10 protein-coding genes are annotated in these 12,969 nt (G+C 64.7%); 3 read left to right on the plus strand and 7 right to left on the minus strand.

Annotated features, from left to right (window positions below):
- Positions 1 to 66: 66 nt before the first annotated feature.
- From CK215_RS14420 to CK215_RS14445, 6 genes are all read right to left on the minus strand, one after another.
- Positions 67 to 513 carry a periplasmic heavy metal sensor gene (locus CK215_RS14420; RefSeq protein WP_067003693.1) on the minus strand — a complete coding sequence of 149 codons (447 nt, stop codon included), beginning with the start codon at positions 511 to 513 and terminating at the stop codon, positions 67 to 69.
- Complete coding sequence (locus tag CK215_RS14425) at positions 510 to 959, minus strand: hypothetical protein (RefSeq protein WP_095828038.1); 450 nt, start codon at positions 957 to 959, stop codon at positions 510 to 512. Before CK215_RS14425 ends, CK215_RS14420 begins: the two co-directional genes overlap by 4 nt.
- A gap of 59 nt (positions 960 to 1,018) precedes the next feature.
- Positions 1,019 to 1,552: an RNA polymerase sigma factor gene (locus tag CK215_RS14430; RefSeq protein WP_067003697.1), complete on the minus strand. Its 534-nt coding sequence runs from the start codon at positions 1,550 to 1,552 to the stop codon at positions 1,019 to 1,021.
- A 45-nt stretch (positions 1,553 to 1,597) separates the two neighbouring features.
- Complete coding sequence (locus CK215_RS14435) at positions 1,598 to 2,023, minus strand: acid-shock protein (RefSeq protein WP_095831283.1); 426 nt, start codon at positions 2,021 to 2,023, stop codon at positions 1,598 to 1,600.
- Positions 2,024 to 2,178: 155 nt separating this feature from the next.
- Positions 2,179 to 2,367, minus strand: a complete 189-nt coding sequence (locus tag CK215_RS14440) for a DUF2158 domain-containing protein (RefSeq protein WP_067324751.1) — start codon at positions 2,365 to 2,367, stop codon at positions 2,179 to 2,181.
- A gap of 172 nt (positions 2,368 to 2,539) precedes the next feature.
- Entirely contained in the window at positions 2,540 to 4,372 is a 1,833-nt protein-coding gene (locus CK215_RS14445) for an adenylate/guanylate cyclase domain-containing protein (protein ID WP_245418680.1), read from the minus strand.
- 606 nt (positions 4,373 to 4,978) lie between these two features.
- On the opposite strand from CK215_RS14445, the gene CK215_RS14450 reads away from it, so the two are divergent.
- From CK215_RS14450 to CK215_RS14460, 3 genes are all read left to right on the plus strand, one after another.
- Entirely contained in the window at positions 4,979 to 6,337 is a 1,359-nt protein-coding gene (locus tag CK215_RS14450; protein WP_095831284.1) for a site-specific integrase, read from the plus strand.
- A gap of 253 nt (positions 6,338 to 6,590) precedes the next feature.
- On the plus strand, positions 6,591 to 6,794 hold the full coding sequence (locus tag CK215_RS14455) for an AlpA family phage regulatory protein (protein WP_095831285.1): 204 nt from the start codon (positions 6,591 to 6,593) through the stop codon (positions 6,792 to 6,794).
- Positions 6,795 to 6,803: 9 nt separating this feature from the next.
- Positions 6,804 to 7,244: a hypothetical protein gene (locus tag CK215_RS14460; protein ID WP_141245474.1), complete on the plus strand. Its 441-nt coding sequence runs from the start codon at positions 6,804 to 6,806 to the stop codon at positions 7,242 to 7,244.
- 567 nt (positions 7,245 to 7,811) lie between these two features.
- Here the strand turns inward: CK215_RS14460 and CK215_RS14465 are convergent.
- A complete protein-coding gene (locus CK215_RS14465; protein WP_245418681.1) occupies positions 7,812 to 12,677 on the minus strand; it encodes an ATP-binding protein in 4,866 nt (1,621 codons plus the stop codon).
- Between the last annotated feature and the right edge of the window lie 292 nt (positions 12,678 to 12,969).

Below are 12,969 nucleotides of genomic sequence, written 5' to 3' on the forward strand. Positions count from 1 at the left end.
TTCGCGTGGCGGCAGGCGTGTCCCTCTTTTCCTTTGAACGGAGATGGTCGGCGCTTTCCGTCGCTCTTATGGCGTATTTTTTGCCGGGATCGGCCGCTGCCTGCCGACATGGCGCAGCAGGGCGTCGGCCAGCAGCTTACGGTCATCTAGCGGGCTCGACGCGGCGAATTCGACGATACGCTGTTCCAGCCGGCTGCGGATGGTGGCGTCGGCATTGCGCGCCCGCTCCAGGGCAGCGGCCAGAGCGTTGGCGTCGAGCGTCGGCTGCTGCAAGAGGTTGGCCGCCTCACGCCGCGCCTGCTGTCCGTCGAGGATGACCGCGCGCGACTCGCGCCGAACCTCGCGCAGGGCCTGGCGGAATACCTTGCGATCGCTGGCGGGAAGCTGACCGCCGGCCGATTCCAGCGAATAGCCGCCTCCGGAACGGCCGATCAGCCAGCCTGCACCGCCGGCGACGGCACCGATCAGGAAGACGTTCAGCACCAGCGATGCCGCGAAAAGACGAGCGCTCATAGGTCCTCCGTGTCGGCGTCGGGACCGGCATCGCCGAACGACGTTGCGTTGGCATCCATCACATAATGGTCGGACGTGGCATCTGGCGTGACGACGGTGACCAGCGCCAGCCCGACCACTGCGCCGGCAAGGCCGACGCCGGCAAGCCCAAAGCCCAGCCACCAAAACCGGCGGCGGCGCCCCTGGCTGAGCTGCGTGGTGGCCCTTGCGACAATCTCGCCATGCAGCGTCCGGCTTGGGGCTTCGACGTGATGGCGGTCGAGGATGACATCGAGCCTGCCGGCGGTCGCCAAGATGGCGCGACCCTCTTCGCTCTCCGCAAACAGCGTGGCGGCAGCCTGCTCGGCCCGAGGCCAGCGATGCAGGGCGCTGCCATAGGCGTCCGCAAGTGCAGCGAAGCGTTGGGCATTCATCGGCCCGTCAGCAGCCTTTCTTTCGTCAGCCACCTGGTTTCCCCTTCCACGGGTTTGACGTGGCCACCCAAGTCCCAACCGCCGCCAGCTGCTCAGTCATCGCCATCCCCGATGAGCATGGCTTGCAGCGAGCGCCGGCCCCGCGCGAGCAGGCTTTCCAGCGCATCGACGCTGACCTGCATGGCGCCGGCGGCCTCGATGTTGGACATCTCCTGATAATAGACGAGCACGATCGCCTCGCGCTGACGCGGCGCGATGCGCAGCAGCGCCTGCTGGACGCGCCGGCCTTCGTCTCCGGCGTCGGGAAGCGGTACCTCATCCGCCGCCTCCGGCAGTTCGTCCGTCACCCATTCGCGGCGCCGCCGCAGCCGGTCGTAGCAGAGGTTGAGCGCCACCCGGTGGATCCAGGTGTCGAAACGCGCGTGACCCTGGCGCCAGCCTGAGGCATGACGCCAGATGCGCACGAAGGTCTCCTGGGCGACGTCCTCGGCCTCGGCGGCATCGCCGAGCATGCGGGTGGCGAGCGAAAGCAGGCGCGGCAGCTTGCGCGCCACCATCGCCTGCACGGCGGCTTGATCGCCGGCACCGATGCGCCGTACCAGTTCCTCGTCCGGATCGGCGCCCATCAAGCGGGGCGCTCCCAATGATCATCGTGCTGCATGACCTCTCGGTCATTGCTCCTGATTGGGAGCGGTTTTGTGGCCCGGCCGTTCCTCGGCGCTCACCACGCCGTCGCCGTTCTTGTCGAGCCTGGCGAAGCGCTTGGCCAAGAAGGCGTCGAGCTCGGATTTGTCGACGAAGCCGTCCTTGTTGGCGTCCATGCGCGCGAAGGATTTGGCAGGATCGCCCTTGGCCTTGCGCTGAGTCTGGAACGCCGTCCACTCGGCGAGGCTGACCTTGCCGTCGCCGTCGGTGTCGGCCCGCATGAAAGCCTTTTCCCGGCGCGCCTCGAACTTTTCCAGGATGATGCCCGGCCTGGCGGAGGCGGATGCGATTGGCGCCGGCTGCGCCGGCGCGGTGGCAGGCGTCGCTGTCTGGGCGGCCGCGGCGGCGGCCTGCAGGCCAAGGGCAACGACAAATATCGAACGGCGGATCATGCTCTCGTCTCCGGTTGCGCATGGCCATTGGCGGCCACGCTTCAGCCGTTAAACGCGGCAACAGGGAAAATCCGTCGGTCGTTTCTGACGAGACAATTAGCAAGAGTCCGGCAAGAAGCCGGGCCGGAGCCGATCGGGAACGAGCGTGAGCTAAACTATTTCCGTTCGTCGACCACCATCAGCTGATCCGGCTTGAAGCCGGCATGTTGCGGGGTCCAGACGTCGCCGTCACGGTTGAACCAGTGGCACAGATACGTGCCCGAGGCAGCGCCATCACTCACCGTCATCTCCGGGCCTCCGGATTTTAGCCTGACGATGTCACCGGTCTTGAAAGTGTTGGGCATTTTGGCCTCCTTGCTAGAGACCGGGAGTTTCCCACCAACAGCGATTCTCGACAATGCCCGAGATTCGCTGCAAAGCCCGGAAGAGCGTGCGTTCCGCTTTCGGCCTCTGGGTAAAGGAGGTCGCCTGGCCGCACGCGGCGCGCAGGAGAGGGCATGGTTGCAGCCGCGGCGATCACTCCGGCACGCCGGCGATGCCCAGCGCCTCGACGTAGCGCTCGGCGAACACCTTGTCCAGCCACGGGTTGATCTGTCTCTGCAGGGTGAGCGTGAAGGTCGGGAACGCCTCCATCAGGCGGCGCGCCGCGGCCTGCGCCTCGTCCAGCCGGTTGAGCTTGACCAGCGCCATGATCACCACGCGGTGCGAGGAGCCGTAGTTCGGCATCTCGTGCAGCGCGCGTTCTCCCCATGCCAGCGCTTCCTCGTAGCGCTCGAGCATCAGATAGCTCATCCCGATGCCGGAGAGCGCGATGCCTTTCTCGGGGTCGACCGGACTCAGCCGCATCGCCCTGTGAAAGTGCTCGATCGCCACGAGCGGGCGGCTGGAATGCGCGTTCACCCAGCCGCTGCCGGTATGGCCCTGCGCCGAATTGGGGTTGAGCAGCAGGGACCGTTCGATCGTGCCCAGCGCCATCTCGTATTCCTTCGCGCTGTAGGCGATCACCTGCGCCGCGAAGCGCAGGCTCGTGGGGTCGTCGCGCGCTTCCGCCAGCACCTCGCGCGCCATACGCGCGGCGACTCGCACATCGTCGGGCTCGTGCCAGCACTGGCTCACGGATAAGCTGCGGATATAGGCGCCGAGTGCCTTCGCCAAGGTGAAGCCCGGGTCGATGCTGAGCGCCTCGTTGGTGAGTCGGCGTACATCGGCAAAGCCTTCGCGCGTCATGCTGTAGAAGCGCGGCAGTGCGCGAAGATAGAGGTCGTAGGCGCTGATGTAGTCGGTCGGCTTCATGCGCGCCTGCTTGATCTCCTCCAGCCGGATGCTCGGCTCGACAGCACCGACGACGCTCTCGGTCACCTTGTCCTGCAGGTCGAAGATGTCGCTCACGTCGCCTTCGAAGCGGCCGGTCCAGACATGGTGACCGCTGATCGCGTCTACCAACTGCCCGCTGATGCGCACGCGAGATCCGGCTCTGCGGATGCTGCCTTCGAGCACGTAGCGGACGCCCAGCTCGCGCCCGACCTGGCGCAGGTCGACCGCCCGGCCCTTGTAGGTGAAGGACGAGTTGCGGGCGATCACGAAGAAGGAGTTCACCCGGCTCAATCCCGTGATGATGTCCTCGACCAGCCCGTCGGCGAAGTATTCCTGGTCAGGGTCGCCGCTCATGTTGGTGAAAGGCAGAACCGCGATCGAGGGCTTCTCGGGCAGGGGAGGCGGTGCAGCCACCGAGGCGCTGGCGTCGGTCTCGACGCGGTAGGCGCGCACGGGCCGCTCAATGTTTTTGAGGCGCAGGTTGCCGAGCGGCGTGAAGCCGCAGTCGAGCTTGCCCTGGAGGTGGTCGTAGGCGGTGCCCGAGACGACCACGGTCCCGGGATCGGCGGCGCTTTCGAGGCGGGCGGCGATGTTGACCCCGTCGCCGTAGAGGTCGCCGTCCTCCTCGCAGACCACGTCGCCGAGATTGACGCCGATGCGCAAGCGAATCCGCTCTTCCTCCGGCGTTTCCGCCTCGTGTTCCGCCACAGCCTGCTGGATCGCCACCGCCGATGTCACCGCATTGACGACGCTCGCGAATTCGCAGAGCATGCCGTCGCCGGTGAGCTTGACGATGCGCCCCTGGTTCTCGGAAACCAGCGGTTCGAGGAGGTCCTTGCGGTAGGCCTTCAGCCGCTCGAGCGTGCCGCGTTCGTCGCGCTCCGTCAGGCGCGAATAGCCAACCACGTCGCAAGCCAGGATCGCTGCGAGGTGGCGCTGCGTGGTCATGGCACGGCTCAGCCAGGCGCCTGCACGCGCGCCGTCCCCCGTCCATGTCCTGCCGGCTTCCATGCGCCTTACCTGCACGGTATCCACCTTTCCCAATCTCCGCCCGTCGCTGGAACGGAGAGCAACCTGACCTTGCCCTCACGAGATTCCGCTATCCAGCTTGCGAAACGTGGAGCGTTCAGTCGCGCTACAGTCAACCAACGACCCGCCCACGCAGCCTCTGGGGACGCTGACGCCACTTCCAGAAGGCCGGGGATGTTGCCTGGCTTGTGTAACCGGTTGACGCCACCGTGGCGGCGCTTTTGTATCGGCATCACACCGAACACTCACGCTTGGAGGTGCTGAGGTCGGCAAGCGGCGAAATGCTGCCGTACGACGCCGCAGCGTTTCGGCTTAGGGCGATCTTGGGTGGGTTTATGGGCGAACCCAAATCCACCCGACAGGTATTGTATTGGAATTACACGCTTTTAGGGAACTGGTGCCGCTTGCGTGACTCGAACACGCGACCCCATCATTACGAATTATGGGCTGCGCATTTTCATCACCTTTCATCGGCTCTCCACATCTCAGGGAGAGAAACTATTGAAATCCATTGACTTAATCCGATCGAGCCTCAATGATCATTCCATCGCCACGCAAGGACTGCCACGTGTTTTTGTGGCTTGAAACGTGTCCTGTTTGGGAGTGAGACACATGGCCGAGGCATTGACGCAGAAGAAGATCGACGCCCTGTCGGCAAAACGGCCGGCCAGCAAGCGAGAGGTGCCCGACGGCGGCCAATCCGGGCTCTACCTAATTGTCGGGCCGAGGGCGTTCAAATGGATCGTCCGCTACAGGTCGCCAGCTACTGGCGAGAACGTAAAGCTCGCTATCGGCGACTACGGACCGGCAAAGCCGAAACTCGGCCTGCACGACGCGCGGAAGGCAGCCGAGGGGACGCTCCGGCTCGTGAGGCAAGGCCAGGATCCGCGCGACGGCCGCGATGCGGCTGCCGCCGACCTCACGATCGCTGATGCATTCGCCGACTTCGTGAAGCGCTACGCCATGAAGGAAAACAAGCCGAGCACCGTCGCGGACACTCAGGCGTTCATCAACCGCGAGATTTCCCCGAAGTGGGGGAAAAGGCGCATTCGCTCGATCACCAGACACGACATCGTCAAGCTCATCGACGGCATTGCCGAGGACCAGCTCGACAGCGAGGGGAAGCTGCGGCAGGCCGGCCGGCCGCAGTCCGCGGTTAGAGTTCGTGCACTCCTATCGAAAGCATTCTCCTGGTTTGCCGCGAAGGGGATCGTCAGCGAGAACCCTTTCAGGGACATTGAAGTGCCGGCGGCGCCCCGGGCGCGCGATCGCGTGCTGTCGGAGGATGAAATTCGCTGGCTGTGGTCCGCCACCGCTACGGTCGGCTGGCCGTTCGGTGACCTCGCACGGCTGCTACTGCTGACGGCGCAGCGGCGCGATGAGGTGGCGGCCGCTGAATGGCGCGAGTTCAGCATCACCGATGCGATCTGGTCGATCCCGCCCGAGCGGACGAAGAACGGTCGACGGCAGGTGCTGCCGCTGGCGCCGCAAGTGACGAAGATCCTCGCAGGCCTGCCACGCGTGGTCGCGCACGCGCTCCCGAGTGTCAAACCTGGAGAGCATTCGAAGGTCGACGAGGAGAACCCGTTCGTGCTCTCCACCAACGCTGAGACGCCGATCAGCGGCTACAGCCGCGCCAAGAAGAAGATCGACGAGAATATGCTCGCGGTAGCTCGCAAGGAGACAGCCAACCCGGAGCTCTCGATCGAGCCCTGGACATTGCACGACCTTCGGCGAACCGCTGCTTCGGGAATGGCCGGCCTGGGCATTGCCGTGCACGTCGTCGAGGCGGTGCTGAACCACAAGAGCGGGGTGATCAGCGGCGTTGCTGCGATCTACAACCGGCACGACTATGCTCGAGAAAAACGCCAGGCGCTCGAGGCCTGGGCGAATCGGCTGGATGAAATCGTCGGCGCCGGGACCCGTCAGAATGTCGTCGCTCTTGCCCTGCGCACCGGCGAGCGCGCGTGAGTGTAAACCCTGTAAAGCAGGCCGCTTCGCGCGCGTGAGTGTGCGGATTGTGCAAAAATCTCGGATGCATTGACTTCGACGATCATTCCATCCACGTTCCATCCATTAACTACTGTCCTACAGACGAGAGCCGACTGAGACCCGCGAGGGCGGTCCGCGACCCGATGGTTCAGAGAACATTTTCAGTTCATCTGCGCCCTTGGTGTGAGTCTGTTTCACGATCGGGCGCCCAACGTGGAGCTCGACGGACTCGATGGCAAAAACATGGATCAGAGCCGCTGCGGTGAAGCAGCGCTATGGCGACATCAGCGAGCAGACGCTCTGGCGCTGGGTGAAGAAGCCAGGGACGACCTTCCCTCAGCCCGTGATGCGGCTTGGCGTGCGTTACTGGGACGAGGCCGAACTCGATCGCTTCGACGCCGCGCTGGTTGAAGATAGCAAGCGGCAGGTCGCCTGAGGCCAACCCATGAGCGAGAGGCCGTTCTCCAAGACTCCAGTATCGATGTGGCGCGATCGCCGCTTTCGTCCGTTGGACAGCGACGGCCGGGTCCTGAGCATCTATTTTCGAAGCTCTCCTCATCACAACATGTGCGGATGCTATCGGGTGCCTGACGCCTATGCAGCCGCCGATCTGGTATGGCCGATCGACCTCTACATCGCAGTTCGAGCGCGCCTGGAGGAGGCTGGTCTCATCCTCTTCGACGAAGACACCGACGAGGTCTACGTGGTCGGCTGGTTCGAGGTGAATGCACCGAAGGGTCCTAAGCAGGACACGGGTTGCGTCCGCCAGATCGAGCAAATCGAGAGCGACCGGCTCCGGGCACGCGTGACCGCCGATTTCAAGGCCGCCAGGACCGAGGAACAGGATCCCAAGGTGATTGCATTGAACCGACGAAGCCTTTCGTGACCCAACCGATTGGCAATCGACTGGCGACGCCATGCCAATCGGAAGAAGGAGAGCAGAGAAGGAGAGCGAGAATCAGACCGAGATCGAAGATCAGACTGAGAGCGAAAGCGCGGCCGGGAAATCGAAATAGAGCCCCGTGGAAGCGTTTTTCGACCCAGGCCTTCCCCATCCAACGGCCAGCCCCTCCTCGCGCGCCCTAGCCCTGCTCCCGCCGCGAATTGACGGCATTTGAGAAGCTGGCTCTACCTCATCGAAAGCGTCGAGTTCGCCCCGATTCAGAACCGCCTGTGGCCGCGCAGTCTCGACACCGGGAAGTCGAGGGCGCGATTCGGCAACCAACGGTCCACAGGGATCCTGAGCACCGGCACACCGCCGTGTAGAGTTCGCACCACAGTTTCGTGACCCAGGTCATCTGCCCCCGATGCGAAACCGTTCCCACCGAGAACGGTTTTGGCGGTAGCAGATTATGATGCGTGGCTCGCGCGCACGCGTGAGTGTTCGGAATGTTCGGAGTGGCCATCGACGGTAGCAGGCGGATAGATCTTCTGGGGTGGCGGAGGTCGCGCATCAGCGAAGCAGGTCGGGAAGTTCGTAGAGCAGCTTTAACGCGTCCGACCAACCGACATCGGAGAACAGCCGCAGGGTCTCAACAAGCGCGGCGCGGCGCGTTTCATCCTCGAAGATCGAGCGGTGATCGGCGATGTAGCGGGTGATCATCCGCACGATGACCGGCGCCGCAAGACTTTCGTGATGATAGCCTTCTCGCGCGGCCGGACCGGTAAGTAGCGCGTGAAGCGCGTCGAAGACGCCGGACGGATCGGCGGGGATTAGGAACTCGTAGAGTTCGACGAGGTGATGGTGCGTCGCAGGTTCGTGCGACGCCGCCAGAAGCGCAAGCATCGGGCGATAGTCGACCAGGAACAGGCGCATTGTGTGGTTCGATGTAAGCCCCACCGTCGCCGCGCGGCTACTGGCATATGCGCCCGAGCCGAAGTAGAGCTGGTTCATAAGGTGGCCGATCACCGACTCCGCCGCCCTGTAGGTGGCAATGGTGGCATCTAGCTCGGCGCCCTCTGCTGCTCCACTTGTCGCTGCAACATGGCTGACTTCGGCCGCCGCCGAGCACGCCCCCAGGATGACCATTGCCGCCTGTTGCGAGCGATCGGCAAGTCCGGCATCGCGCTCCTCGCCGCCCGCATAGCGGGCGAAGAAGGCGCCACGCAACGTCGACAGGAAGGAGGTGAAGAACTCGCGGTGCGTGGCGGGGTCATCGGCCCAAGCCTTGAGCCATTCGAGCGCAATGGCCTCTCCCTGCCAGCACCAGAGCTGCGCAGTCAGGCCGCCGAGTTGTTGGGCGACCTTGTCGCGACCGGGCTTCTCGTCGCGCTCGACGGCCTCGCGGCGGCCGCGCACGATCTCGATGATCGCTTTGCACTTCTCGACGTCGTGCCAGGTGAAGCACGGGATGACGTAATGGAGAAACGCGCCGAGCACGCCGACGTGCGGCTCGTGGCGCGCTATACGCTCGGCCAACTCCCACATCTTGCCGAGCGCAATGCGCCTCAACACCTGCAGGCTCTGCGCCGCTTGCAGGCGGACCTGCGGCACCGGATCGGCGAGGATCGCGTCGAACATGTCGACTACCTCTCCGTGATCTTCGCCGAACCGAGCAGCGAGCGAGACATAAGCGTCCGCCGCATAGACGCGGACTTCCCAATTGCCCCAGCCTAAGTCAGGGTCCCCGTCCCCGTCCTTGGCCTCCGGGAAGCGGCTCGCCCATAGCCGCCGCAACACAGCGAGCAGTTCCTCGATCGGCGGCATGCCATCGGCACCCGGCGTGTAGGCTTTGGCACCGGCTATGCGCTCCACAGCATTGCTGATATGCCCCCAAACCGGCTGCTCGACCTTCTCGTGCAACGCGCTGGCATGGACTTCAAAAAAGGTAATTGTCGCCAACGCTTCTGCCCAAAGCTCGGCGAGCGCCGCGCCGCCACTGTCCGAAGGCGTGGCCTCCACTTTCTCGTGGAGCGCCTCGGACCGGTACAACATTTGTGCGTCCACGCTCTCCTCAACATCGACGCCTTCGCCGGCGAGCAGGCTGCGTGCCCGCCCGCGTGACGATCCCCAGCGCATCGACATCGAGCGCGTCGGAGGATTACCTGCCAGTTCGTCCGCCGCTACCAGTTCGTCGCGCAACGCAAGCATCGGGCCGGTGGCGATCGCGTCCGCATCGACAAGCGACAGGAAGCGGCTGAGCGTGCGACGCCACCAGCGCTCTTTGGCTTCACCCGTAAACAGACCGGCCCGCAGCGCTTCATCCTCGAATGCTGCCCGCTCGGAAGGCGTACGCGACGGGTAGACTGCGGCCAGAAAGCGGACGGCGTCGCGTACGATGTCGCCATGGGCCAGAATCGTGATGTTGCATGCGAACGGCCATAACAGGTCGCCAACCTCACTTACGCGCTCGGCGCCGACGCCTAGGATACGCGTCCACACCGCCGGCCCGGCATAGCCGGTTGCGGCTGCATCGACCGTCTCGGCAAAGGTGGCAGGCGAGCAGCTACGCAGATGCGCGACGAACTGCGCAAGCACATCGTCGTCCTGCGTACCGTGACGATCCTCAGCATCGTCCCAAGCTTTATACTCGTGATCGCGGCCGAGCAGGTCGAACGGCACACGGCCCAGCACGACGACTTGTTCGCGGTCCTGGCCCAGGGGCAACATGCGATCGGTGCTACCGAGTGATGCCTCGACGATTGCGCGCGTGCCAAGCGGCGGAGATAACTCGAGGAGGCGCGTGACCCGCCGGCCAAGATTGTAGCGGCAGTGCCGGTAATCTTGGCTGCGGTTAGACGAGAGTGGCATGATCCGGCTCGCCTGCCCACCCATGAACGAGGTGCTGCTGTCGGTGATGTCGCGGGAGTAGAGCACGCGGTAGATTTCGATGGCGAAATCGGCGTCGGCCAGCGCAATCGGTATGATCTCCTCGGAAAGCCAGATCGCTTCCTTGTCGGCATGATTCGAAAAATGCGGGTCGCGGAGCATCCGGTCAAGCAGCGCCCGCGACGCCGCTGGATCGGCGGCGAAGCTCTTGCCGACGAAGCGGATCGCGTTCGTAGACGTCTGTTGCATCGGCGGATCGGCGGTCCATGCAAAGGCAAGCAGTGCACGGGCAGCGCGGCCAAATATCTCGAGAAGGGCGGGATCGGCAAGGTCGCCCTTGTCGAACAAGGTGTGGAGCAAAAAGCGTGTCGCGTCGGAAAGGCCGCGCGTGCCCGCCCTGATCGCGGCGTCGGCGACCATCGCCCAGGCAAGCGCTTCTTCCGGCACAATGCTGCCGGCGGCATCGACCGCCAGGCCGACGAAGCGGGCGAGACGGGACATCATCGTGGCCAGTGCCTCGCCATTCGGACGAGCCGCGATCAGGCCGACAAGTCCCGTGACATCGGCCGACACGGCCACGCGCTCGATGGCGGTGCGCAGCGCGACATTGGCCAGCACCGGATCGACCTCGGGATCGGCGTAGATGTCGGCGATCAGGTTCCAGACCTGCGCCTTGCCCTCGGCGTCCTGGCGCCACAGGCGCTCGATCGCGAAGCGCAGCGCGGGCGCTAGCATGAGAGCGATCGAGCTGTCGCCGCCGAGTTGCCGAATGAGCCGCGTGGGATCGTCCCATTCGAGGAAGAAACGCCCGGCGACATGGTCAAACAGCACATGATGGGCGAAGCTGACGAGATCGCCAGACTCGGCGAGGACGCCTGTTTGAATGACCGCATCGAGCTGATCGTGCCCGACGACCACCTTGCGCACCGCGAGCCGGCGCCGCGCAACCATAGCGCCGACCGTGGCGGCCGCGGCCTGATGCGCCGGGGTGCCGACGAGCCGGCGATCCTCATAAGCGTCGATCAGGTCAGACTGGGTGGCGACGGTCCGAATGCTGTCGGGGCTCGCGCCGTCGGCGAGCAGTTGCGCCGCAAGCGAGAGGTTGAAGACGTTGCGCAGCAGATCGCGCAGCTTGCCGGGCGCGGCGCTAAGGAGCGCGCCAAGATCGGCGGCGGCGACGCCGGCCGCGTCGAGATCATCGTCCGAGAGCCGCGGCACTTGAAAATGCCGGACATTGCCCAAGCCCGTCTCCGCATAAGCCGGATCGGGTGGAGTGCCAGGCATGGCGTCGCGGAACCGCCGACCGTTGCGCAGATCGAACGTGCGAATCGAGGCGATGACTGTCCAGTCCGGCGCCGCCGCACCTAGCGCCTCGATCAACTGGGCGAACACGCCTTCCGCCGGACCGCCACGCGCAGCATCCAGCGCATCGATGATGAGCAGCTTGCGTCTCGAGCCGGGGGCTGCGGCCAGCACCTCGGTCAGCGGATGCGCCAACCCCAGCTCGGACTGCAGGTTGGCGGCGATGCCGACGCCTGGGAAGCGATCTACCGACAGGAACACCACCGCATCTTCCACCGCGATGCGCGCCTGGGCCAGCGCAACCAGTGCACCGGTCTTGCCGGCGCCGGGCTCACCGATGATGATCATGGAGCCTGTATCGATTGCCGCGCCAAGTGGGCCGTCGCTGGCCCGCGCAATCGGAATGCCGCCGGCAATCGGCAGGCGCGTATGTCCCCTGAGGCGCGCAAGCTCGGCCTGGGTCGCGACTGACAAGCGCTCCAGATCTGCGGTGTAGTCGGCGGCGCCGACGTCATTGTGGCCAAGCCGGCGAAGCTCGCGCAGCAAGCCGACGCGATTTGCAGGCGCCCCGCTTCCGATCATCCCGCGGATGATGCCCTTCAATTCGCGCAAGGGCGCGTCGCCAGCAGCTTCAGCACCATAGAGCCGCGTTCCGAGCAGCCGCGAGGCCTCGCGCCAATTGTCCTCCCCCTCATTCATCGAGAAGCGTACGATGCGAAACAGCCGCGCCATCGTCGCGAGTTCCTCGTCGGTCGGCGGCGTGGCCGAATAAGTCGCCCATGCGGACCGCGTGTGGGTCTCGAAGAGATCGAGCGCCTCCCGCTCGGCCGAGGACCGCCCGGCCTTGGTGGTTGCCCAGCTTCCCCCAAGATCGAATGCTCTGCACCCGCGCTCCAGCGCGTCGAGTGTGCGCGGCGCGTTGACAGCAACCGCCAGCACGGCGCGCGCTTTTGCAGGATCGACTGCGAGGCCAGTGGCTTGGGCGTCGATCATGACGCGAACAAGCTGGCTGATAGTTTTGCCGAGCGGACTCTTGGGATTGATGTCCAGTCCGGCGCGGGTCTTGCTCTGCAGGTCGATGCGGCTGGCGTCGTCCTGTTCAAGGCGTATGTCATCGAGCCCATCGCCCGTTTCGAGCTGGAGCGAGACCGGCAAGGCAGCGTTGGCGAGACCGAAACGCCCAGCGACTGGCATTCGAGCCAGCAAATGGGCGGCAAGCCAAGTGCCGACCTCGGCCTGGAAGTCCATCCCGGCTTCGGTTGCTCGACCACCTGCGTTCATTTTAGGTGCAGCTTTCGTTTCACTGGCCAATTGTATTCTCCGTCAAGAAATGCATTGCCCAAGATACTGTTGGAACTGGCCAAATCCGCAAAGGGGCTATCTACGGCAATTGGGCGTCCGTTTCGACCGCCCGGTGCCGGCCCGAACCCGGTCCTTCGGCCCCGAGATGCACAGATGTCGCCTTCACAACACGCCGGCCTGAAAGCCGCCCGTCCGCTCTCGGCCCCATTGCTGTCGGGCGACAGCGCGCATTATGTCG

The organism is Mesorhizobium sp. WSM3864 (genome assembly GCF_002294955.1).
GTDB lineage: Bacteria > Pseudomonadota > Alphaproteobacteria > Rhizobiales > Rhizobiaceae > Mesorhizobium.

What these genes read in the sequence shown, in the direction of transcription:
- CK215_RS14420 (WP_067003693.1), bottom strand. Translation starts at nt 513, where the DNA reads ATGAGCGCTCGTCTTTTCGCGGCATCGCTGGTGCTGAACGTCTTCCTG.
- CK215_RS14430 (WP_067003697.1), bottom strand. Translation starts at nt 1,552, where the DNA reads ATGGGCGCCGATCCGGACGAGGAACTGGTACGGCGCATCGGTGCCGGC.
- CK215_RS14435 (WP_095831283.1), bottom strand. Translation starts at nt 2,023, where the DNA reads ATGATCCGCCGTTCGATATTTGTCGTTGCCCTTGGCCTGCAGGCCGCC.
- CK215_RS14440 (WP_067324751.1), bottom strand. Translation starts at nt 2,367, where the DNA reads ATGCCCAACACTTTCAAGACCGGTGACATCGTCAGGCTAAAATCCGGA.
- CK215_RS14450 (WP_095831284.1), top strand. Translation starts at nt 4,979, where the DNA reads ATGGCCGAGGCATTGACGCAGAAGAAGATCGACGCCCTGTCGGCAAAA.
- CK215_RS14455 (WP_095831285.1), top strand. Translation starts at nt 6,591, where the DNA reads ATGGCAAAAACATGGATCAGAGCCGCTGCGGTGAAGCAGCGCTATGGC.
- CK215_RS14460 (WP_141245474.1), top strand. Translation starts at nt 6,804, where the DNA reads ATGAGCGAGAGGCCGTTCTCCAAGACTCCAGTATCGATGTGGCGCGAT.
- CK215_RS14465 (WP_245418681.1), bottom strand. Translation starts at nt 12,677, where the DNA reads ATGGACTTCCAGGCCGAGGTCGGCACTTGGCTTGCCGCCCATTTGCTG.